Below are 23,477 nucleotides of genomic sequence, written 5' to 3'. Positions count from 1 at the left end.
TCGGTATACTAGAATCTCTTGTATAAAAAGTAGCAATATCAGGAAAGACAATGACTGCACGTATTCAAAAAGGCAAGTTAGCGATTGCTAAAGAACTTTACGATTTTATCGAAAATGAAGCACTACCAGGTTCTGGTTTGGATAGTGAAACTTACTGGAAAAACTTTGAACAAGTCGTTGTTGATCTTAGCCCTAAAAATAAAGCACTTTTGGCTAAGCGTAATGACATTCAAGCGAAAATCGATGAATGGCACCGCAATAACACATTTGAATTACAAGCTTACAAAGCTTTCTTGACTGAAATTGGCTACTTGTTACCAGAAGTAGAAGATTTTCAAATCAGCACTGAAAATGTAGACGAAGAAATTGCCGTATTGGCCGGCCCACAGCTGGTGGTACCGGTACGTAATGCACGTTACTGCCTCAACGCAGCCAACGCACGTTGGGGTTCTCTCTACGATGCACTTTATGGTTTCGACGTGATCTCTGAAGAAGATGGCGCGGAAAAAGGTAAAGGCTATAACCCGAAACGTGGTGAGAAAGTTGTCGCATTTGCGAAAAACTTCCTTGACGAAACTTTCCCATTGGCACAAGGTTCACACGCAGACGCAACTCAATATGCAGTTGATGGCAACGCACTGGTTGTAACATTAAAAGATGGTTCTACAACGACTGTTGCGGATAGCGCTAAATTTGTTGGCTTCAATGGCGAAGCGTCAGCACCGACTGAAATCGTATTTAAAAATAACGGTCTGCACGTTATTGTGCAAATTGATGCAACGAGCCCGATTGGCCAGACTGATGCCGCTGGCGTAAAAGACGTAGTTCTTGAAGCTGCAGTTACCACCATTCAGGATTTGGAAGACTCGATTGCAGCGGTTGATGCTGAAGAAAAAGTGGAAGGCTATCGTAACTGGTTAGGTCTGATGAAAGGCACTTTAGAAGAGTCCATTCAGAAAAATGGTAAAACAGTTACCCGTACACTGAATGCAGACCGTACTTTCAAAAATGTGGAAGGTGGTGAAACCAAGGTTCATGGTCGTTCATTGATGTTGCTGCGTAATGTCGGTCATTTGATGACAAACCCTGCCATTTTGGTCGATGGTGCAGAGATTTTTGAGGGCATCATGGATGCCTTGATTACACCATTGTTGTCTTTTGCCGACATCAAAGGTGAAAATACCATCAAGAACTCGCGTCAAGGTTCAATGTATATCGTTAAACCAAAAATGCATGGTCCTGAAGAAGTGGCATTTGCCGTTGAATTGTTTGAACGTGCGGAACAGGTACTGGGTTTGCCTGCAAAAACTTTAAAAATCGGGATTATGGATGAAGAGCGCCGTACTTCTGTAAACCTGAAGAACTGTATTGCACAAGCCAAAGACCGTACTATTTTCATCAATACAGGCTTCATGGACCGTACCGGTGACGAAATCCATACCTTTATGGAAGCAGGCCCATTCGTACGTAAAGGCGAAGTCAAAGGTCAGATCTGGTTCCCGGCTTATGAAAACCGTAACGTGATGATCGGTCTGCAAGCAGGTTTACGTGGCAAAGCGCAAATCGGTAAAGGCATGTGGCCAAAACCAGATATGTTGCTCGACATGTATAAAACCAAAACTGAACATCCGGAAGCAGGTGCGAGCTGTGCATGGGTGCCATCACCAACAGGTGCGGTAATTCACGCGATTCACTATCATCAGATTAATGTTGCGGATCGTCAGCAAGAGTTATTGGCAACTGAAGCCTTGTCACTAGATGACTTGTTAACGCCACCATTAGCAACAGACACTAACTGGTCTGAAGAAGAGAAAACCAAAGAACTTGAAAATAACTGTCAGGGGATCTTGGGTTATGTGGTTCGCTGGGTAGACTTAGGTGTAGGTTGTTCTAAAGTACTCGATATCAACGATGTCGGGTTAATGGAAGACCGTGCGACTCTACGTATTTCTTCACAGCACGTGGCGAACTGGTTGCGTCATGGTGTGGTAAGCCGTGAGCAAGTAGAAGAAGTGATGCAGCGTATGGCGAAAATTGTAGATCAGCAAAATGCCAATGATCCGTTGTATACGCCAATGTCTGCAGACTTTGCCAACAATATTGCATTCCAGGCAGCGTCTGACCTGATCTTTAAAGGTGGTGAACAGCCATCAGGTTATACCGAGCCACTTTTACATGCAGCACGTTTAAAGTTAAAAGGTTATACAGGTGACTAATCCCGTCTAACTTAAAAAAGCCTCTTCGGAGGCTTTTTTATTGTCTAATGGTAAGCGGCTGTCTTTCTGACTAGAAATTTTTCAGTTGAACTCTTAAAGTGGAGCAAAGCTTGCGAGGAACAATAAAATGATGACGGTATATCAGGACTTAGACCAGCAGTTTATTCATGGTCAGTGGCAACATGGAACTTCAACCAAAATCATAAAAAATATCAATCCTTTTACCCAAACCGAAATTATGAGTCTTGCAGCTGCCAGCTCTGTCGATGTAGACAGTGCGTATACGGCAGCAGAACAGGCTTTTCAACAGGGTGTTTTGAATTCCATTGAAGTCCGTAAAACAGTATTGCAAAATTTAATTAATATTATTCAGCAGCGCCGTGCAGAAATCATTGACTGGCTGATTATTGAATCAGGCAGTACGCGCATTAAAGCCGGCCTTGAGGTAGATGCTGCCTTGGGGATTATTCACGAAAGTCTGGCATTTCCAGATCAGCTGAAAACTGAACAGCTCGAAAGCAAAGATCCAGTACGGAAAAGTTTGGTCTTGCGTAAACCTTTAGGCGTGATTGCAGTCATCAGCCCATGGAACTTTCCATTTCATCTGTCCTTGCGTTCAGTGGCGACAGCGATTGCCTGTGGCAATACGGTTGTCTTGAAACCAGCCAGTGATACGCCGGTGACTGGCGGTACATTAATCGGGAAATTATTTGAAGAAGCCGGTTTGCCTCCGGGTGCATTGAATATTATTGCCGGTGCTGGCAGTGAAATCGGGGATTATTTTGTCGAGCATTCAGTGCCAAAAATGATTTCATTTACCGGCTCGACTGAAGTGGGGAAAAGTGTCGGCAGTAAAGCTCTGGCCAGTTCCAGAATCAAACGTTTGGCACTGGAACTGGGCGGCAATGCACCCTTGGTGATTCTGGATGATGCCGACCTTGATCTGGCGGTTGAACTGACCTTGATGGGGCGTTTTATGCATCAGGGACAAATTTGCATGAGTACCAATCGGGTCATTGTCGATGCATCTATTCATGATGCTTATGTGGATAAGCTTCTGGATCGGGTCAAAATGATTCCAGTGGGCGATCCGAATCTGGAAGATACCATCATCGGGCCGATCATTAATCGGAGTCAGGTCAAAAAGCATCAACAGATCATTCAGACAGGCAGCGAGCAGGGCGCACAGCTGGTATATGAGGGCGGAATTGAAGGAAATCTGGTCTATCCGCATATTTTCATTAACGTCGCAGCCGATTCTGATTTAGCACAACAAGAAAGCTTCGGTCCGATTTTACCGATCTTAAAAGCACGTGATGAGGCCCATGCTTTAAATCTGGCCAATGCAACAGAGTTCGGTTTGTCCAGTGCAGTCTGTACATCAAATATCGAACGCGGCAGCGCTTTTGCGGCACAACTGGATATTGGCATGACCCATATTAACGGGATCAGTGTTGCAGATCAGTCGAATGCACCCTTTGGCGGCGAGAAAAACTCAGGACTCGGACGTTTTAATGGTCGCTGGATTTTTGAGGAGTTTACCCGGACACACTGGTTGACCATACCGAATTCATGATACTCAAATCTATATCAATATTACAGGTTTGGCTCAAACATCAGGTTATAATCGAGTGGTCGAATGATTTACATTAATCCGCCATGTGTGCCAACTTTAAACCTTTAAGCTTAGAACAATTGCATAATCTGGGGTTGCCCGAAATTCCCTTTGAATATCCGGAAGAGGTCTATCCCAATTATGCTACACCGCTGTTATTTCATTCAGCTCAAGGACTGGAATGGCGGTCGGTAAATTTTGGCCTGATTCCAAAATGGGCAGAAGATAAAAGTATAGCTACCAAGACCTATAACGCCAGAAATGAAACTTTATTGCAAAAGCCAACCTTTGCTGAAGCCACTGCCAAATGTCATTTTGGGGTCATTCCTGTTGCCGAGTTTTATGAGTCCAAATATTTTGACAATAAACCACAGCGTTGGGGTATAAGACGTCAAGATGGTCAGGCGACTTTTATTGCGGCAGTATATGAGATTACACGAGTACAAGGGGAAATTGTACGATCTGCCAGCATGATTACGATGGATGCCATTGACCATCCGATGATGAAAGAATTTCATGAGCCTGGAAATATCAAACGTTCGGTGATCGTAATTCCGCATGAGCGACTACAAGAATGGCTGACACTGAGTCATCCGGATATTCGGAGTTTTGTACACGGCTTTCCGGAAGAAGAGTTTGAATGTTCACATGTTCCCAAAGAAAAAATCAAAAAAGCCAGCCCACAACTGAACTTTTTTGATTCTTAGAAAGCTCCGGTGAATTATTTATTATTGAAAGTATGCCAATTCGCCAGCGTCTATTTAAAAATAAAAAGTAGGGCTTTTAACGAGCCAGGTTTTTAAAAATATGACGTAAACTTTCCATGGTTTTTTCAATTTGCAAAGGCGTCAAGCCTTCAAATGACTGCTCTAGTACTATATTGGTCAGATCATTGATCTTATGTGTCATTTGCATGCCTTTTTCGGTCAAAAATACCCGGGTAATTCGTGCATCATCTTCACATGAATAAGTCTCAACCAGACCCTCATCTTTTAAGCGATAAACAATTTTAGTGGTGGTCGACATTTTAGATACGACCATCTCTGATAAGTCGGATACACTCGCATGCGGTTTGGATTTTAAGGCAAGAAGGATACGGCGGCGCGAATTGTCGACACCATATTTTTTAAGTGCGTGATCGACATTAAGTACATATTGAGCATGAACCTGAGTAACCCAATAATAGGGAAAGTTTTCTAAATTAAATTCTTCCGTACACGGTAAAAATTTTGCATATTTCTTAGTCATGAAATGTTCCTTGTATTTATTTTTCTAGGGCCCGTCCATTTTATGAAAAAGTTTATGCATGTTTCAACCTTTATTTTAAAAATGTTAAAGAGATTGCACTTTTTAGTTTTTCTTAATAGCCCCAGAAGTCGAGCAGTTCTGCATATGCGCTGATTCAGGACAGAGAATGGCCATTTTAAATCGGATGAAAGGCAATAATATTTTGTGTAAAATTAATACTTAATTGTATATTTCTGAGGCGGAATCATTTTCCGCAATGGTTTGTCATTCGACAGCATGATTCGCTTATCGGCCAAAATGCAATCACTCTGATTTTAATCAACCAGACAATTTTGCTGATGGATCTATGCAGTTATGCGGAGGAATTTCCCCATTAAAAAATTCAAGCCCTATTTTAACTGATTGCTTTTTTAATCGGTATATATTTGATGGCTGAATTTTTAGTTCACTTTAAAAGTGGTTGAGCTAATGAATGGTAATTACTGCATATTTTTAATTAAAGTAAAATAATTTGTGAAGAAAAAATTAAGTTTAATGCGTTTTATACACACTGATTAATGAAAAAAGTCTAAGGAAAATCATAATCATGTAATTTTTTTATAAATTAATACATTACAAAATACTCAGTTTATGCATAATGGAATGGTCTTAAGTTACATAGGTTAAATTTAATGGATCCCTCGCCGTGCGTTGATCTTCCATCTCTATTTCTAGCTTACTCGAACGGGGTAGTTCTCTAATGGAATTTTTATTAGATCCCGGAATTTGGGTAGGTTTAATTACTCTTATTATTCTTGAAATCGTTTTAGGTATTGATAACCTAGTCTTTATTGCCATTCTGGCTGAAAAACTTCCTCCTGAACAACGTGATAAAGCTCGTGTCATCGGTCTTTCACTCGCATTATTGATGCGTCTGGGCCTGTTGTTTGCCATTGCTTGGCTGGTCACTTTGACTCAGCCGCTGATCACCCTGTTTGACTGGACCTTCTCTGGTCGGGACTTGATCTTGTTATTTGGTGGCTTGTTCTTGGTGTATAAAGCCGTCACAGAGTTACATGAAAAGATAGAAGGTAAGCCTGAAGTCAAATTGACCACTAAGGTGGTTTATGCAAGTTTCACTGCTGTTGTTGCCCAAATTGTGGTTTTAGATGCTGTATTTTCTTTAGATTCAGTGATTACTGCAATTGGTATGGTCGACAATATTTACGTCATGATGGCTGCAATGATTGTTGCGATGGGTGTAATGCTACTGGCATCGAAACCATTGACCAATTTTGTAAACCGTCATCCAACTGTGGTGATTCTGTGTCTAAGCTTCCTGCTTTTGATTGGTATCAGTCTGATTGCAGAAGGTTTTGGTTTCCATATTCCAAAAGGCTATATCTATTCAGGTATTGGTGTCGCGATCTTGATCGAAGCGTTCAACCAGTTCGGCCAGCGTAATGCAGCAAAGCATGAATCTAAGATTCCTTTGCGTCATCGTACGGCTGATTCTATTTTGAAGTTAATGGGCGGCAAGCTGGAAACCACTGATACTGACAAAAATGAAGCTCAAGAAGCCTTTGCAGATGAAGAACGTTACATGATTGGCGGGGTATTGACCCTTGCAGAGCGTTCAGTCGCTTCGATCATGACACCGCGCAGTCAGATTTCATGGGTCGATCTAGAGGATAGCCCGGAACAGATCCGTGAAAGAATTCTATCTGTTCCCCACAGCCTGTTTCCGGTATGTCGTGGCAGCCTGGATAAGGTGATTAGCATCGTACGTGCCAAGGAATTACTGGATGTGCTGGAAGAACCGGAAGAGTTAAAAGCCCTGATCAAACGCCATCGTCCAATTTATATCTTTGAAAAGATGAAAGTTATTGATGCGATCAATACTTTGCGTACCTCTAAAGGCTCTTTGGTCTTGGTGAGCGACGAGTTTGGTAATGTACAGGGTTTGATCTCACCACTAGATGTATTTGAAGCCATTGCCGGTGAGTTCCCGGATGCAGACGAACAACTTGATTTGGTCAGAATTGACGATTCCCACTGGATCGCTTCAGGTATGCTGGATCTGTATCAGCTTGAGCTTGAACTCGGCATGATTGATCTGATTGATGAAGATGCTGGTTATATCAGTGTTGCGGGTCTGATTCTGGATAAAACCAACAGTGTGGTCGAAGTCGGTACTGAATTGGATTATCAAGGTGTACAGTTCAAAGTCACTGAAATTGAAAGCAATCGTATCAAATCAGTCAGTATTCATTACGCGGCTTAAACACTTGCTTTGTTCAAATCTTGAAGGTCAGTTGCTCTAGTGGCAGCTGACTTTTTTTAATGCATCTTTTCTCAATTGTCCTTATTAAAACAAAGTGAGGTCATTGTTCAGACAGATTTTTTATCATTCGATGCAGACTATCACTCAAGTTGGATATTGAGCTGAATGGCTTGATATTGCACTAGAGTTTTAAGTCTAAAAGCCAGATTCGTAATGCAGCATAAGCAGAATCACATACTGGATATTGATCAAGAGAGCCTGTTAATTAAAGCTTAAAAGTAACATTCAAATCCTGCTGAATAATTAAATTATAATTCACATGATTTCAGCTGGGATCATGTGAAAACAGATCAAACAAAAGTTTGATTCCTTTGGTGGAAATCGGTAGTTAAGTTACATTAAGTTATATGAAGCCTACTCAGTTAACCACCGATCATGCTCAAAATAGTTTCAGCGTAGGATTCAGAAGCAACCTATCTCTTCAGAAATTAGTAGAAGATGTGAGCGATGTACAGCTAAAAGTGGGGTGTCAGGTCTATGCAAACCTGCAAACACCCCTTAAAGCTGCTAGCAAACTAAACTGCTCCCGGCAAAATTTGAAAGTTGGCGTATTGTCGAATGCTTTCAGTATTAAGTTGATGGACTTCATCCAGAAAAGCCACATTAAAACGGCCAAGCTGTGGCGCACGTTCAAAAGCCCGTTGACCTGCAATTGCAAAATGCACATGTGCAGCGAGTGCCGCGATTGCGGGAGAACTTACAGCACTATAGGCTGCAATCAGTGCACCAAGTGCACAACCGGTGGCCGTGACTCGCGGTTGTAAATATGATCCGCCTGATACTTGTATTACCGGATAATCTCTGGAAATGATGTAATCAGATTCACCGGAAATCGCGACACAGTCACAATGCGCCAATAAGCTTTGTGCCTGTAAATAAACATCGGCACTATTGATGGTACTGTCCACACCTTTGGATTCGATCCGCTTGCCGGCCAAAGCACCAATTTCAGAGGCATTGCCCCGTAAAATTGTCGGATGGGAATTGAGTAACTGATCTACCGTATTCGAGCGCCAATGCAGTACCGTTCCATAACCAACCGGATCCAGTACCCATGGTTTTTTCAGACGATGTGCCGTTTCCGCAGCAATGTGCATGGCCTGTACTTGTTCGGTGGTCGGTGTACCCAGATTGAGATTGATCGCAGCTGCAATTTTGGCAAAGCTTTCGGCCTCAAAAGGATTATCGATCATGGCGGGGGAAGCATTGGCAGCCAACACCACATTGGCCACATAATTACTGGCCACGGCATTGGTCATGATATGCACCAATGGCTGATGTTGCTGTAACTTTAACCATGCCTCGCAGATTTGATCCAGAAGCGTGTGCTGTAGTGCTTGCGTAGAAGTATTCATAATGATCATCTGTCAAAAAGTAATCTAAGTCGTATCTTCGCTCAGCGGGTAAAATAATGGTCCTGATGCTTACAGCTACGGCAGAACAGGCTGACATAGTCACTGGCATCATAATCCACCGAAAGCTCCTGTGAACCGCAGTGCATACAACGTTTCTGCGAATAAAATTTCAGGCGCGGTTCAATTTTATGCCATGAGCGCCAGACCGGCTGAAAGAAAATATTCTCATCATAACCCAGGAATCGATAAAACAGGATTTCACTCATCTTGCTGAAGGCCAGTTGTGGCGGGCGTGGCAGGGTAGAGGTTTCCCATTTTTCCGTGACAGAACGTTCCCGATACTGTTGTAAGGTTTTTTTCAGCAGATTGGTATTAATAAAATTTTCATTGCGTGGCTTAAGCGCTTTTTGCTTATATAGATATTCCAGTGCGGTCTGTACCAGATAATAAATCTGCCCCACTGCCAAGACATCTAAAAGGCGATAGCAAAAGGTCTGAAAGCTCTGATTTCCGGCAATCTGCACATTCCAGCTACGACAGTAAAATTGCGCAAACTGAATGATCTCCTCATATAGCAGACAATACAGGGCATCTTTGACTTCATCTGCACTTTTAAAGGGCACACCTTGACTCAGGTTCTGATAAAACCAGTTGCGTAGTTGCTGGGTAATGCTGAACAGGCTCGGTTCAGAATAGCCATCCAGACGTACATTAATATAATAGTGCTGATTTTCCTGTTGCACATCTTTGGGAATTAAAATCTGTTCTCTGAGCATATTTTTGACCAGACCATGTTGAAACAGATAGTTCGGACTGATGGAAAAATAGCGAATTTGATGCCAGTCGATATATTCGCGGTGCTGGCTATATTCCTGTACTTGTTCATCTAAAATCGAAAGTAGAAACAGTTTATTGATAAAACTGAGCTGATTGAGCTCAGGAACCGGCCGGTCCTGTTTTTTATGATAGAGACGATTTTCCTGTAAACGGACTTCCTTGAGCATGCGTTTACGTTGGGCCAGACACTGTGCGCAATAACAATTATTTTTTTGATCCGGATGAAGCTGATGCTGGCAATGGCTGCATTCATGGTAACTCATCTCCTGATCATACTGTTCCGCCTCAATCCAATACATCGATGCCTTACATAGCGGGCAGTGGGTGCTTTCATCAAGCTGTTTTTGCAGAACACTGAATACCATGGGCGCGAGCAACTTTAGAATGGACGGGCATTTGATTATACACCGCTGATGCGAGGCAAATGTAGTTGACTGATGCTATTTTACGTCAGCAAAAAATATACGCGCACATGAAAAGAGCTACCGAAGTAGCTCTGATCTTAAAAACATGAAATGACGGGTTTTAGACTGGGCATGGTAAGGTTTCGTCTTGTTGTCCGCGATGTTTGGCGTGAATTAAGGCTTGAACTTTTTTAGATGGAACTTTCTTGGTACCGAGGGCATCGTAGCTGTTGAGAATGGCAGTCACTTCATGTGCCTGAAGAGGAATACCTTCACAGCTCATCAAGAGTGCAATGACTTTATGGTCAATATTGGCCTGATCCAGTGTTTGCAGGGTTTTGATATTTTCCATTCGTACAATATGTTTTTTTAAGTACATGGCTCACCTCATGGTTATCATTATTCTTTAATTTTAAGGGCGGGGAAATACAGCTTAACTCTAGCAAGAAGTGTGCTTATTTTTTAATCTGTATTTGTGAAGTGTAATTTGGATATCAATATATATCTTTAAATCAAAGATTTATAATAATGTAAGAAATTATGATTCTGGCTGTTTATTTGGCATAGATATTTCTTAAGCTTAATCGAATGCTGCACAATTAGGCAAAATGCATTGAAAGTGGTGCGTACAATGCCCATATTAGAGCGAACAATACAAATGCACAGACAGCGTTTAAAACTTGGCGTATGATTTTGACATGAACAATGTCGAATAAGATAAAGATTAGGACAGGACATGAATATTGCGGCAAACCCGGTGATCGAAGCGGATCAAACCATTTATTTAAAAGACTACCAAAAACCCTCCTTTATCGTCGATTCTATCGAGCTGAATATTCAGGTCTATGCGGATCATACGCTGGTCAGCAGCAAACTGCAGATGCAGCGTCAAACTGCCGGTGATCTGGTCTTGCTCGGACGAGATCTGGAACTGCAATCGATTCAGTTAAATGGTCAAATACTCAATGCCAGTGACTACAGTCTGGATGCTGAGCAACTGCTGATTGCCAATGCACCTGATCAGGTATTGCTTGAAATCGTGGTGAAAATTCATCCGGAAAGCAATACTATGCTGGAAGGTCTGTATCAGGCCAGTTCAGATCTGTTTGTAACCCAAAATGAGCCAGAAGGTTTCCGTAAAATTACCTTCTATCCAGACCGTCCGGATGTGTTGTCGGTCTTTACCACACGTGTCGAAGCAGACAAGAAATATCCTGTTTTACTCGCCAATGGTAACCTGCTGGAAACCGGGGAAGTTGATGCCAACCGTCATTACGCCATCTGGCAGGACCCGACCAAAAAGCCAAGTTATCTCTTTGCCTGTGTCATTGGTGATCTGGCGGTGATGAAAGATTCCTATGTTACGTCAGAAGGCCGCAATGTGGCACTGGAAATCTATGCAGAAGAAAAAGATATTCCAAAATGCAAGATTGCCATGGAAGCGCTAAAACATTCCATGCGTTGGGATGAAGAGCATTATGGCCTGCCATATGACCTCGACAATTACATGATCGTGGCGACCAGTGCATTTAATATGGGTGCCATGGAAAACAAAGGGCTGAATATCTTCAATACCTCATGTGTGCTCGCCGATGAAGAATTTACCACTGATGCTGCGATCATGCGGGTACAGTCGGTGATTGCCCATGAATATTTTCATAACTGGACTGGTAACCGGATTACCTGCCGTGACTGGTTCCAGCTCTGCTTGAAAGAAGGCTTGACCGTGTTCCGTGACCAGTCTTTCTCGGAAGATTTACAGTCGGCTGCGGTACAGCGTATTGATGATGTGGCGGTTCTGAAGGCACATCAGTTCCCGGAAGATTCTGGCCCGCTATCCCATCCACCACGCCCGGATCATTTTGTCGAAATTAACAACTTCTATACCGCAACCGTGTATGAAAAAGGGGCGGAAATTAACCGCATGATGGCGACCTTGCTGGGCAAGGACAAATTCCGCCAAGGTACCGATGAGTATTTCCGCCGTCATGATGGTCAGGCGGTAACGGTGGAAGACTGGGTGGCCGCGCTCACCGCAGGTTCAGGGGTGGATCTATCCAACTTCCTGACCTGGTATAACCAGCCGGGTACACCGAAACTTGAAGTAAAAGCCGAATATGATATTGAAATGCAAACTTATCGTCTTAGCTTGAAGCAAAGCCTGAAAACCCATGCCAAATATCCGAATCTGAAAGCGGTACCTATTCCAGTGGCTTTGGCGCTGTTTGATGCCGAAACCGGTGAGCAGTTAAAGTTGAACTCTGAAGCACTCTTTGAAAATGGCGTGAAAGATGGGGTGTATCTGTTTGATCAGGAACAAGCCACGATTGAATTTAGCGGCATAAGCAGCAAACCGGTGGTGTCCTTGTTGCGTAATTTTTCTGCGCCAGTCAATCTGGACTTTGACTATTCAGAACAAGAATTGGCCTTCCTGCTGCAATATGAGACCAATGGTTTTAACCAGTGGCAAGCCACTCAAACGTTATTAGAGCGTATCTTGCTAGATGATCAGCCTGCGGATATTTATATCGCGGCGATGTTGAATACCTTGCCGGGTGTGATTGAAAAAGATCCGCTGTTGGCATCACGTCTGTTTGATGTACCGTCTGAAGGTTATTTGGGCAGCCGTATTGATCAGGACTATAATCCGGTTCTGATTCAGGAAAAGCGTGAGGCTTTGCTGCATACACTGGCCCGTGCCTTTGGTGAAACAGCCAAAGAGACGTATCTTGATCTGGATCCTGATCTGCAATCTGAATTCTCGCAAGCGATGGGTGTACGTGCTTTAAGAAACATCATGCTGACGATGATCGCCCGTCAGGGAGATGCATCTGCCTTTGATTTGGCCTATGAACAGTACCATACAGGTAATATGTCTGAACGTTTGGGCGCCCTGAAAGTTCTGGTCTGGAACGATGCACCACAAGCAAAAGAAGCTTTGGCAGACTTTTATCGCCGCTTTGAAGACGAAGCCCTGTCTTTAGATCAGTGGTTTATGGTGCAGGCAGCGCATCCAAAAGCAACCGATGCAACCATTGCCTATCTGACCCAGCATCCTGATTATGATCTGGCTGTACCAAACCGAATCCGTGCTGTGAGCGGTGGTCTGAACGCCAACCCGGTGAATGCCTGGAGCTTTGGTGTGCAGCATTTTATTGGTCTGGCGAAATATCTAGATCAGAAAAACCCAATTGTGGGCTCACGTCTGCTGCAAGTATTGTCACGCTGGTACACCCTTGCTGAGCCGCAACGCAGTGAAGTCAAGGCGCAACTTGAAGTATTGAAGCCACTGGTCAAATCTAAAAATGTGTCTGAGACATTAAATAGTATGCTAAGCATATAAAATTCAGTTTGTATAAAAAAACCGGATCATCAAGATCCGGTTTTTTTTATCTGTTTTGATCTTAAATGGCCGGTTTAGATACATTTGAAATACGCTGATGCACTATGTGGCAACCAAAGCGTGTACAGTATTGCTATACGGACAAGAGTACTGATTTATTAAGCTGTAAGCAGGGTAAAAGGATCTTAGAGATCCACTTACTGGAGGTCATTTAAGATATGTTAGTGAAAATTGAAGATGGTTTTTATTTAAATAGCCAGCATATTATTGCCGTACATGTCAGCAAGAATCCTGAAAATGGCTTACTTGAAATCTCGATTCAATATACACCTCATTCTGTTCAGCAGGTCGGGGAATACAAGAAAGTATTTCAAAGCCAGCTTGATGCAGAAATCTTCTTGAGTGAGCTGAATCAAAAGCTTCGCTAAAAGCCTGCTCAGCTCAGGCTTTCATCAATACCTGTTATTGTCTGACCACCAGTACTGGAATATCAGAAAGTGCCAGCACATTTTGCGCCACACTGCCCAGCATGAGTTTTTGCAAACCTTTACGGCCATGTGAACCCATAATAATGACATCAGTCGGTGATTCATTTGCAGCCTGTAAGATTCCTTCTGAAGGTGCCATACCATGCAGGATTTTTGTCGTGACCTGTATGCCTTCACGAACAAAGCTCTGTTTCAGGTCATTTAAGCGATCAAGCGCATTTTGTTCTGCATGCATAAAGTAATCTGTGACTGCTGGAGCAACTTTATAAAAATCTACGCCCTTAAAAGGGTCAACCGCAATGACACTGAGTAAGGTGACATGGCTATGAAATACTTTGGCCAGTTCGAGGGCATGTTCTGCGGCAGCATAGGAAATCGAGGACTCATCGAGTGCTACGAGAAGATGATCATAATTATTCATGGTGCTTCCTGATATTTATTATTGCAGTAAGGAGAATAGGGGTTAGGTGGGTGAATCTCCATAACGTACGGTTTGGTTTGAAATCAAATATAGAAAACTGAGTAATGCGCACCTTGAAGATGCGCAAAGCTTTGATTATTTTTTCACGATCAGAACCGGAATTTCACTGGCACCTAAAACATCCTGTGCAAAGCTGCCCAGAATCATTTTCTGGAAGCCTTTACGGCCATGAGAACCCATAACAATCAGATCTGCTTTTACTTCATCAGCAGTTTTGGCAATGTGTTCGGCATTGACCAGACCTGTGACGATCCGTGACTGAGCTTCAATACCTTCAGTCGCTGCAATCGCAGTGGCTTCTTTCAGGGCATTTTTGGCATTGGCATGCGCCTGTACAAAATATTCCTTCATGATAGATGAGCTGTAATAGAAATCAGCTTCAGTAAAAGGATCTTCTGCAATCAGGCTGATCAGGGAAAGCTGGCCACCAAATGCTTTGGCAATTTTTGCAGCATGTCGTACTGCGGAAAAAGAAATTTCTGAGCCGTCTACCGGAACTAAAATATGCTGATAGGCCATGATTTTTTTACTCCAAATGTTTATTGTTCGCTTCTGATTCATTGATAGCACAGTGACTCTACAGGTGCAATTGCAAAACCTAAAAAAATGAAAAAACTCATTAAATTACAACTATTATTCACATAAAACTGTAAAGAAATGGGCAAATAAATCCGAGCAAAAAACTGGGGATTTTCACCTCTGCTGCCAGAACGAACTGGATTAAGTTTTTGGTTTTTGAGCATTTCAGTTAAACTGCCTGCGCTTGATTTTTATCAATATAGGGAAATTGAAATTGTGAGATATATCGCGGTAAATCTTGTGCTGGTCAGCTCGATGATGTTAGCGGGCTGTCAGAATACCGTACAAAATAGCAGGCTAATTGCCAGTGCCTTCAATATGACTACGGGCCTACAACAAAAAGTGATGGATCGTTATGCCCCTAAAACTGTTCGGGTACAAAACAATATTGTGTACCAGCCGCTACAAGATTTAAGCTTCGATCTGTATCAACCGCAAAATATTCAGAATCTAGGCCCGAGACCGACCATTGTCTGGATTCATGGCGGTGGCTGGATTTCAGGTTCCAAGGCACATGCCCGCGGCTATTTTAAGCTATTGGCGGCGCAAGGCTATAACGTGATTTCTGTACAATATCAGTTTGCGCCGCAGGTGACTTATCCGAGTCAACTTCAGCAAATTAATCAGGCATTGGCATTTATCAACACGCATGCCGAGAACTATCACATTGATGCAGCACAACTGTATTTAGCCGGAGATTCTGCCGGTGCCAATCTGGCCAGTCATTATGCCGCGTTGTTGACCAATCCAGAGTTTTCACAACAATCCAATTTCAGTCCAAATATTCAGCCAATGCAGCTCAAAGGCTTGATTTTGCATTGTGGTATTTACGATCTACAGGCCTTTGTGCAAAAAGCACCGGATGAAATCAAAATGGTCGAATGGGGCGTTTATAATCTGGTACAGGCTTATACGGGCGACCAGAAAGATGATGTCGAATTTTTAAAGCAGATTTCCCCGATCCAGCATATTTCAAATGCTTATCCGCCGGTGTTCATCAGTGGCGGTAATAAAGATTTTTTGACCGATACTCAATCCTTACCTTTTGTAGAGACACTCAAGGCCCGGAATATTGCAGTGACCGAGGTATTTTATCCGGAATCTAAGGCCTGGCTGATTCATGAATACCAGTTTTTTATGGGCAAAAAAGAGAGTCAGCAAACCTTTATTCGCACCCTTGATTTTCTGCACCAGCATTCATTGTAAAATAAGCATTATTTAAAGTTTAATTTTCTATTTTAATTGGCTTGTTATTCAAAGCATGAATACTGAAATTTTGGAGATGGAAAAATGAATCCTGTATCGTGGGCCTACCTGTTACTGGCACTGGCGATTGTCGCCGAAGTCACAGGCTCTACATTTTTAGTAAAATCTGAAGGCTTTAGCAAATTATGGCCGTCTTTGGCAGTCGTGGTTTTATTCTGTATTGCATTTTATTTATTGTCCCAAGTGATTAAAGTCATTCCATTGGGAATCGCTTATGCCATCTGGGCCGGTGTGGGAATTGTTCTGACTGCAATTGTGGGCTATGTACTTTTCAAGCAGACGCTCGATGTGCCTGCACTTATTGGCATTGCACTGATTATTTCCGGTGTACTCGTCATCAACCTTTTTTCCCAGACCGCAGGACATTCATAAAAGGCAGACATGATCGCTGCCCTTATTTGTCATTTTATTCTAATGATCAGTCATCAATTTTAAGTGACTTGAGGCTTGAGCTTAAATAGAAAATAAACCATTAATCCCAGTAGTAAGCCCCAAAAGGCTGAACCAATCCCGAAAAACTGAATATTGGATGCACTGAATAAAAAGGTCATCAGAGCCGCTTCACGTTCATGGCTTTGCTGAAAAGCCAGCGCGATGTTATGCCCAATGGTGCCGAATAAGGCAATTCCGGCCAGAATGGTAATCAGGATTGCTGGAAATGCCATCAGGACACTGGTCAAGGTCGCTGCAAATAGTCCCATCAAAATATAAAACAGCCCACAACTCATGCCTGCAATATAGCGTTTCTGTGGGTCGGGATGAGCTTGAGTATCCAGACTCACTGCCGCACTGATCGCAGCAAGATTGACACTAAAGCAGCCAAAAGGTGCCAGTATCGCCTGACTTATACCGGTCCAGCCTAAAATACCGTTTACCTTGGGTGGATAGCCATAGCTTTTAATTACTGCCAGTCCGGGTAGATATTGCGAAGCCAGATTGATCACCAACAGTGGTAAAGCCAGCCCTAGAACAGCTTGTAGACTAAATTCAGGTTGGATCCAGACCGGCTGGGCCATACTCCAGTTTAAACTCGGGATTGTAAAATCGATAAAGAAAGGGCAGAGCGCAATTGCGGTAAATACGGTAATCACGATGCTATAGCGTGTGCTGATTTTTTTTGAGATCAGATAAATGGCCAGGACACTGAGTACAAATTTCCAGGACTGTTGCAGGCTACCAAATACTGAAATACCAAATTTTAGCAATACTCCAGCCAGCATGGCACTGGTTAAACTTTGTGGAATAAAATGAAAAATACGCTCAAAAATTCCTAAGAATCCCAGCGCAGCAGTCAACAGTCCACAAATCAGAAACGCACCAATCGCTTCACCGAGGCTGTAATGACCCGCAGACGCAATGATCAAAGCTAGTCCCGCCGTTGACCAGGCAGTAGAAACAGGATACTGATATTTCCAGGACAGCCACACACCAGAGATACCTATGCCGATTCCCAGTGCCCATAACCAGGAACTGATTTGTGCCGCATTGGCGCCTAAGCTTTGTGCAGCTTCAATCACCAGTACAGCAGAAACACTAATGCCAATCAGGCAGGTAATCAGGCCGGCAATGACCGCAGTAAGAGACAGATCTTGTAATAGTTTTGGCATCGTCCATGACACAATTTTAAAAAGCGTTTAAATCATACGCTTTTCACGTATTTAGACAATATCTGTTTCAAGCTTTTATAAGGTAGAGCTGGCTAGCTTCATCCCAAAACCACAGAATAAAATGCCGACTATGGCCACACAACTGGCTGTCAGTTTGTAATGCTGGTTGAAATAGGAGGCCAGTTTTACCCCTGAGAAAATCAGAATGGACAGATAGGTCATGCTAATCAATTGCAAGATCAAAGCCAATAGAATGAAAGTCAATGCCGGATAAGGATAGCGAGGATCAACAAATTGCACAAAAAATGACAGATAAAACAGAATCGCTTTTGGATTTAAAATACTGATGGTCAATGCAGTACGAAATGGCTGAATAGACGAAGCTTTAGCATCAGCCGCATTCATCTGCGGAATCGTCACTTTTTCTGTTGGACGAATGGTTTTATAGGCGGCAATTAATAACTTCATCCCCAGATAACTCAGGTAGATGGCGCCGATAATCTTCAAAGTAATAAACAGGATTGGAAAAGCATGCAATAAAGATGCAGCCCCCAAAGCAGTACATAAAATCAGAATCATGTCACCGGTATACACTCCCAGAGCACCTAAATAACCTGTCTTGATACCAAAACGTGAGGCAATGGACATGACATAAAGGGAATTGGGGCCGGGCAAGAGCACAATTAAGGTGGTACCAATGATAAAGGTACTGAGATCTGTAATACCAAACACGAAGAATTCGCACAAGAAAAAGCCGATGCGGCATTATAGCAACATCGGCTGGTAAAATTTCTAAGATTTTAGCTTAGCTTTCAACGGGATTGAGAAAGGTTTGACCTAATAGCGCAGCCAGTTGCTCACGCGCTTTGATGAAACCCTGAATACCGCCTTGTAACAGTTCACTGGCCATTTGATCCTGCTTCAGCTGTTCCAGAAATGCTGCCTGACTGATCGGACTCAGTTCACCCTGCACAGTAATAGCTGTCGCTGAAAGTTGCGGCTGAACTTTACGTTGATCATGGTTCAGTTCTGCCAGTAGATTTGGTGCAACGGTAAGAAGGTCACAACCGCTCAAGCCCAAGACCTGATCGATACTGCGGAAGCTGGCGCCCATAATTTCGGTTTGAATGCCATGGGCTTTATAAAACTCATAAATACTTTTAACCGATAACACGCCAGGATCTTTTTCGATTGGATAAGCATCCACACCTTCAGCCTTCTTGTACCAGTCCAAAATCCGGCCAACAAAAGGTGAAATTAAAGTAACTTTGGCATCAGCGCAGGCATGGGCCTGATGCTGGCCAAATAACAGGGTCAGGTTGGTATGAATGCCTTCTTCTTCTAAGGTTCTTGCGGCCTGAATGCCTTCCCAGGTTGATGCAATCTTGATCAGGATGCGATCGGAGTCAATCCCATACTGCGCATATAGTGCCAGTAACTCTTTGGCTTTTGCGATGGTGGCAGCAGTATCAAAAGACAGGGACGCATCGACTTCAGTCGAAACACGCCCTTCAATTAATTTCAAGATTTCAACGCCGAATTTGACGGTCAAAATATCAATGGTACGTTCAATTAGGGCATCATCCGCATAGCCTTCCTGCTGCGCCTGCTGATAGGCCGCTTCAATCAGGGCCTTGTTCTCAACTTGACTGGCCGCTGCTGTAATCAGTGATGGATTGGTGGTTGCATCCAGAGGACGAAATTTTTCAATTGCGCTCAAGTCACTGCTATCCGCCACAATTGTGGTCAAGTTTTTTAATTGGTCTAATGCGGTTAATGTCATTACGATCTAGTTCTATGGTTATTGCTTATGCATACTTTTATATCATAAACCCTGTATTTACCAAGTAGACTGAAGTGGTGTTTCTGTGATTATTTGCTACTTTTACGCTGATTTCGCAGATGATTAATCAAAAAATGAGCAGCTGTGCCCAAGTTGCTTTCCCGACTCCAGACCAGATCGATAAAATATTCAAACTTTGGGGTGAAATCGAGCAGATTCAGCACTTGCAGATTTTGCTGTAAATTCGGCTGTTTTTTTAGCATTTCCTGCGGGAGAACACCCCAACCCAAACCCTGTTGAATCATGCTACAGGCAGAATGATGATTGTCAGTGCGCCAGTAATGACGGGAATATAATAATTCAGGTTTAATATTACGGTCACGGCTCGCCACCACAATTTGACGGCTATTTAGAATTTGTTCAAAGCTGACCTGATCGTATTGACTCAGTACATGCTGCTTGGCTGCGACAGGAATCAAGACTTCACGCTTTAATTCCACAAACTGTTCACGTGCATCGAGTTGTTCCCGCTCAAACATTAATGCCAGTTGTGCGCTACCATCCAAGAGCATCTGTTGCGCATCTTCCTGAGGTGCACCAAAGACATTAATCTGAAGCTCGGGAAATTGCTGTTCCACCAGAACGACATAATCAGTCCAGCGCGTATGCAGTAATTCAGAAACGATGACGATATTCAGTTCAGACTCCAGGCCTGAACTTAGGGCAAGCGCATGCTGTTTCCACTGATTCATTTCGATTAACAGCTGTTCTGTTCTTTCATACAGTGTCTGTGCCTGCTCCGTTGGCACAGGTTCACGCCCAATACGCTGGAACAGTTGCAGATTCAGATCAATTTCTAAATTCGCAATTGACATGCTAATGGCAGAGGGAACTTTTCCCAATTTTCGTGCAGCTGCAGAGAATGAACCGGTTTCCATCACAGTTTTAAATACAGTGAGTTGTTCCTGATTAATATTCATGTAATCTTATCTATCAATTTTATTGAAATATTCTAACTCGATTAATCAGTTTAAAGAACATAATATGCGCGATTATTGATAAAAAACCGAGTAATGAAAATGTTGATTTCCAAAAGACGACTTGTGCATGCGCTTAGCTATGAAGTCATCCTGTTGGTGATCATTGCGATAGCTTTGAGTCTTATTTTTAATATGCCGCTAGAAGTCACAGGTGTACTGGGAATTGTGATGGCCGTGACCTCTGTCATCTGGAATATGCTGTTTAATCATTATTTCGAAAAATTTGAAGCGAAACGTCAACTGAAACGAACGATTCGAGTGCGTATTTTACATGCGATTGGCTTTGAAGGTGGTTTAATGCTCGCCACCATTCCAATGGTGGCCTATGCGATGAACATGGGGCTATGGCAGGCGATTGTGCTCGATTTTAGCCTGACCCTGTGTATTCTGGTATATACCTTCATTTTTCAGTGGTGTTATGATTCGATAGAAGAAATGCTTGGATATCAGCCTGAGCATCGAAAAATATAATAAGAAAAGCATAGAAAAAAATAAAGCACAGCTAATGTTACTTGTGCTTTATGTGGGGAATCTAGTAAACAGCAGTATTTCTTTGACACATAGCACACTTATTCGACTTTGTATTCATCTTAAACCCCTTTATAAGAGCAGAAGTTTTTATGCATTTGCATCTAAGGGGAATTATGAAGTTAAAATATAGCTTGTTGAGTTTAAGCATTGCCTTACTCATGACTGCTTGTGGCGGTGGCGGTGATGAGAATGACAGCCATGCATCTAAGCCTGGGTCAGGTACGGTTGGCTCTAATCCATCAACAGGAAATAATGCTCAATTTACCAAAATTTCAGAATTTAAAGTCTTGGATGTGGGTTCGGAACTTACTGCTCAAGATTTCGGTTTAAGTACATGGAATCCTACAGCCCTGGTACGAACTGGTGATGTATTGTATATCGCCAATAGCCAATCAGAATCAAAAATTTTACGTTATGATTTAAAACAAAAACGTGCGCTGAGTGCAATTGACCCATTAAAAATTGAAGGCTTAGCAAAAAAATGGGACAGTCTTGCAGATATCGAAATCCATGCAGAACGCTTATATGTGGCCAGTTATGGTTCTAACCGTGTCGATATTCTAGATATTTCACAGCCTCAACCGAGCTTTGTGATGGCGCTAGGAACTGGCGTTTGGTGGGGCGATACAGTGAACCATGCTTTAGTTCACAGTAATGCTGTTACCGCAGATGACCGCTATATCTATGTCCCCGATATCGAAGGTCGTATTAATGTCTGGCGTCAAAGCGATGCTATTGCACAAAACCATTTAAAAGCGAAAAAGTTTGCTCGGCTCAGTCTTCCTGATTGTGGTCGTAACTGTAATGCACGTATGGAAGTCATGCGAGATCATCTGTATACCAGCCTTCCAAACGGTAAAACTTATGTGCATGACATTAACCAAATTCGTGAAAATGACACTCACATTGCACCTATTTTGACAGAGTCAAATCTTGCGACCCTTTTACACCGTCATGATGACGGTACTGTGTATACCGCAAGGAATGATGGTTCGATAGCAACATATCCTACTCAGGAATTTGGCTTAAAATCAATTCTGCCAAAGCACAATATCGACCAATTCAAAAAATATATCCTGAAAGGGCAAGCTGAAAGCAGTCATATCGAAAGAGCAGGTGATGTTGCGGTGTATGGCCAACAGTTGATTCATTTGTCTAATCAAAGGGTTAAGCTCTTGCCAATGGTCACATTACAGCAAAATAAGACCAAACAGCTGAGTTCTGCATTATTGTTGACTGAATTTAAAGCACAAAATCAAACACGTGTATTGCAAGATGGTGAATCTTGGGAGACGCTGACCAATAGTGCTGAACGTCATGTGTATATGAATCGGATTTTATCGGCAGAGCTGAGTAGCAACGCTTTAACGCTTAAAAGTTATAGCGCTGTTCCTGTTCGAAATTTACAAATTCGCGCCAAAATCCGTCATTCAGATGATTGGGTTATACTTGCAGATTTAGATGAGCTTACGCCATTTTCCACTGCAAAATTTAATATTAAATTGAATGATCAATCCCGCTTCCCGCTTGCAGATGGCAGTGGTTCAATTCAGTTGGCAGGTTTAAGTCAGACCACGCTGATACCAAGTGATATTTTCGATTTACATGTGACTTCTGAAACAGACGAGCATGTGAAAAAGCTCAATAAAATTCAGGCAAAATGGAAAATCTATTTTGGTAAATATGACGAACCAGGCAAATGGTGTCGAGTAACGCCTGTCTATGCGCGTGAATGGGTCATCATGATGACGAACTTAGCATACATGCTCAGTACCCCTGAATTTGAAAACCTCTGGTTTAATCATAAAGCAGTGATGGGCCATGATTTCTTTGGTAATGCAGGTCAAGTCGATGGGCCAAACGGTATTTATATGCCTGAAGACTATGTTCGTATCTACAAAGAGATTTTAAATCGTAACGAGATTAATCTTGGTATTACCAATATGGGTGGTGGTCTTGGTGGCGGTACCGTGCTGGGTGTCGATACTTGGCTATTCTATGGTCACTATCGTTTATCAGGTTTTCGTATTATTGCGCATGAATTCGGACATCATTGGGGGGGACATAATAGCGCATGGGCGATGTCATCACATGGCTTCGAGCCGATGGTGGATTGGTTGAACTTCTACTTCCAGCGCCGTCCTGGTTCACTGCCTTATATGGATCCAAATGTTAACGCATTCCACCTCACTCCCGATGCAGCGCTGTGCCAGGGGGTTAATCAAAACATTGTGAGGGGTGTAGCATCAACAGCACCTTGGAATAAAGTTGACGAATACTTTAAAAATAATCCAATGCCAATACAGTAGGTAAAAGGTATAAAAAAGCTCCTCAATCGAGGAGCTTTTTTGAATCAAGGTA

General features: G+C 42.7%; 20 protein-coding genes. 10 read left to right on the top strand and 10 right to left on the bottom strand.

Features of this window, described 5'->3' with window-relative positions:
- Positions 1-50 precede the first annotated feature (50 nt).
- The 3 genes from FTU44_RS00695 to FTU44_RS00685 all read left to right on the top strand — a co-directional run bounded on the left by FTU44_RS00695 (position 51) and on the right by FTU44_RS00685 (position 4,538).
- Complete coding sequence (locus FTU44_RS00695) at positions 51-2,216, top strand: malate synthase G (protein WP_159516017.1); 2,166 nt, start codon at positions 51-53, stop codon at positions 2,214-2,216.
- Positions 2,217-2,343: 127 nt separating this feature from the next.
- On the top strand, positions 2,344-3,792 hold the full coding sequence (locus FTU44_RS00690) for an aldehyde dehydrogenase family protein (protein WP_180049083.1): 1,449 nt from the start codon (positions 2,344-2,346) through the stop codon (positions 3,790-3,792).
- Between the two features lie 83 nt (positions 3,793-3,875).
- On the top strand, positions 3,876-4,538 hold the full coding sequence (locus tag FTU44_RS00685; RefSeq protein ID WP_005097295.1) for an SOS response-associated peptidase family protein: 663 nt from the start codon (positions 3,876-3,878) through the stop codon (positions 4,536-4,538).
- Positions 4,539-4,614: 76 nt separating this feature from the next.
- On the opposite strand, the gene FTU44_RS00680 is transcribed toward FTU44_RS00685, so the two are convergent.
- A complete protein-coding gene (locus FTU44_RS00680; protein WP_005097294.1) occupies positions 4,615-5,079 on the bottom strand; it encodes a MarR family winged helix-turn-helix transcriptional regulator in 465 nt (154 codons plus the stop codon).
- A 739-nt stretch (positions 5,080-5,818) separates the two neighbouring features.
- Between FTU44_RS00680 and FTU44_RS00675 the strand changes: the two genes are divergently transcribed.
- Positions 5,819-7,342: a TerC family protein gene (locus FTU44_RS00675; RefSeq protein ID WP_180049081.1), complete on the top strand. Its 1,524-nt coding sequence runs from the start codon at positions 5,819-5,821 to the stop codon at positions 7,340-7,342.
- Positions 7,343-7,917: 575 nt separating this feature from the next.
- On the opposite strand, the gene thiM is transcribed toward FTU44_RS00675, so the two are convergent.
- From thiM to FTU44_RS00660, 3 genes are all read right to left on the bottom strand, one after another.
- Positions 7,918-8,766: a hydroxyethylthiazole kinase gene (thiM, locus tag FTU44_RS00670; RefSeq protein WP_171063326.1), complete on the bottom strand. Its 849-nt coding sequence runs from the start codon at positions 8,764-8,766 to the stop codon at positions 7,918-7,920.
- 32 nt (positions 8,767-8,798) lie between these two features.
- Positions 8,799-9,959, bottom strand: a complete 1,161-nt coding sequence (locus FTU44_RS00665) for a hypothetical protein (protein WP_005170446.1) — start codon at positions 9,957-9,959, stop codon at positions 8,799-8,801.
- A gap of 160 nt (positions 9,960-10,119) precedes the next feature.
- Positions 10,120-10,377 (bottom strand): hypothetical protein, encoded by a 258-nt coding sequence (locus FTU44_RS00660; RefSeq protein WP_005097289.1) that lies wholly within the window; start codon positions 10,375-10,377, stop codon positions 10,120-10,122.
- A 357-nt stretch (positions 10,378-10,734) separates the two neighbouring features.
- Between FTU44_RS00660 and pepN the strand changes: the two genes are divergently transcribed.
- Both pepN and FTU44_RS00650 read left to right on the top strand, forming a co-directional pair.
- On the top strand, positions 10,735-13,341 hold the full coding sequence (gene pepN, locus FTU44_RS00655; protein ID WP_180049079.1) for an aminopeptidase N: 2,607 nt from the start codon (positions 10,735-10,737) through the stop codon (positions 13,339-13,341).
- A 218-nt stretch (positions 13,342-13,559) separates the two neighbouring features.
- Positions 13,560-13,769: a hypothetical protein gene (locus FTU44_RS00650; RefSeq protein WP_005097285.1), complete on the top strand. Its 210-nt coding sequence runs from the start codon at positions 13,560-13,562 to the stop codon at positions 13,767-13,769.
- A 34-nt stretch (positions 13,770-13,803) separates the two neighbouring features.
- Here FTU44_RS00650 and FTU44_RS00645 read toward each other — a convergent pair whose 3' ends face one another.
- Together FTU44_RS00645 and FTU44_RS00640 are read right to left on the bottom strand one after the other, a co-directional pair.
- Positions 13,804-14,250 carry a universal stress protein gene (locus tag FTU44_RS00645; RefSeq protein WP_005097283.1) on the bottom strand — a complete coding sequence of 149 codons (447 nt, stop codon included), beginning with the start codon at positions 14,248-14,250 and terminating at the stop codon, positions 13,804-13,806.
- Positions 14,251-14,385: 135 nt separating this feature from the next.
- Positions 14,386-14,829 carry a universal stress protein gene (locus FTU44_RS00640; protein ID WP_005170452.1) on the bottom strand — a complete coding sequence of 148 codons (444 nt, stop codon included), beginning with the start codon at positions 14,827-14,829 and terminating at the stop codon, positions 14,386-14,388.
- Positions 14,830-15,144: 315 nt separating this feature from the next.
- On the opposite strand from FTU44_RS00640, the gene FTU44_RS00635 reads away from it, so the two are divergent.
- Both FTU44_RS00635 and FTU44_RS00630 read left to right on the top strand, forming a co-directional pair.
- Positions 15,145-16,095, top strand: coding sequence for an alpha/beta hydrolase (locus FTU44_RS00635; protein ID WP_218949424.1), 951 nt, complete (start codon positions 15,145-15,147; stop codon positions 16,093-16,095).
- Between the two features lie 84 nt (positions 16,096-16,179).
- Complete coding sequence (locus FTU44_RS00630) at positions 16,180-16,527, top strand: SMR family transporter (protein WP_005097280.1); 348 nt, start codon at positions 16,180-16,182, stop codon at positions 16,525-16,527.
- 59 nt (positions 16,528-16,586) lie between these two features.
- Here the strand turns inward: FTU44_RS00630 and FTU44_RS00625 are convergent, their stop codons facing one another.
- The 4 genes from FTU44_RS00625 to FTU44_RS00610 all read right to left on the bottom strand — a co-directional run bounded on the left by FTU44_RS00625 (position 16,587) and on the right by FTU44_RS00610 (position 20,525).
- Positions 16,587-17,762, bottom strand: coding sequence for a benzoate/H(+) symporter BenE family transporter (locus tag FTU44_RS00625; RefSeq protein WP_074383234.1), 1,176 nt, complete (start codon positions 17,760-17,762; stop codon positions 16,587-16,589).
- Positions 17,763-17,837: 75 nt separating this feature from the next.
- Positions 17,838-18,494 (bottom strand): leucine efflux protein LeuE, encoded by a 657-nt coding sequence (gene leuE, locus FTU44_RS00620; protein WP_005097277.1) that lies wholly within the window; start codon positions 18,492-18,494, stop codon positions 17,838-17,840.
- A gap of 73 nt (positions 18,495-18,567) precedes the next feature.
- Positions 18,568-19,545, bottom strand: a complete 978-nt coding sequence (gene tal, locus FTU44_RS00615) for a transaldolase (RefSeq protein ID WP_005170457.1) — start codon at positions 19,543-19,545, stop codon at positions 18,568-18,570.
- A gap of 89 nt (positions 19,546-19,634) precedes the next feature.
- Positions 19,635-20,525, bottom strand: coding sequence for a LysR family transcriptional regulator (locus tag FTU44_RS00610; RefSeq protein WP_005170459.1), 891 nt, complete (start codon positions 20,523-20,525; stop codon positions 19,635-19,637).
- A 99-nt stretch (positions 20,526-20,624) separates the two neighbouring features.
- Here FTU44_RS00610 and aceI point away from each other — a divergent pair, with 99 nt between their 5' ends.
- Both aceI and FTU44_RS00600 read left to right on the top strand, forming a co-directional pair.
- Positions 20,625-21,056: a chlorhexidine efflux PACE transporter AceI gene (gene aceI, locus FTU44_RS00605; RefSeq protein WP_005097273.1), complete on the top strand. Its 432-nt coding sequence runs from the start codon at positions 20,625-20,627 to the stop codon at positions 21,054-21,056.
- 173 nt (positions 21,057-21,229) lie between these two features.
- Positions 21,230-23,425: a beta-propeller fold lactonase family protein gene (locus tag FTU44_RS00600; RefSeq protein ID WP_180049077.1), complete on the top strand. Its 2,196-nt coding sequence runs from the start codon at positions 21,230-21,232 to the stop codon at positions 23,423-23,425.
- Positions 23,426-23,477 lie beyond the last annotated feature (52 nt).

It is taken from the genome of Acinetobacter sp. YH12105 (genome assembly GCF_013419095.1).
In the GTDB taxonomy this organism is placed as follows: domain Bacteria; phylum Pseudomonadota; class Gammaproteobacteria; order Pseudomonadales; family Moraxellaceae; genus Acinetobacter; species Acinetobacter pseudolwoffii.
The sequence above is the reverse complement of the archived record's forward strand: the minus strand, read 5'-3'. Positions and strand labels throughout refer to the sequence as shown.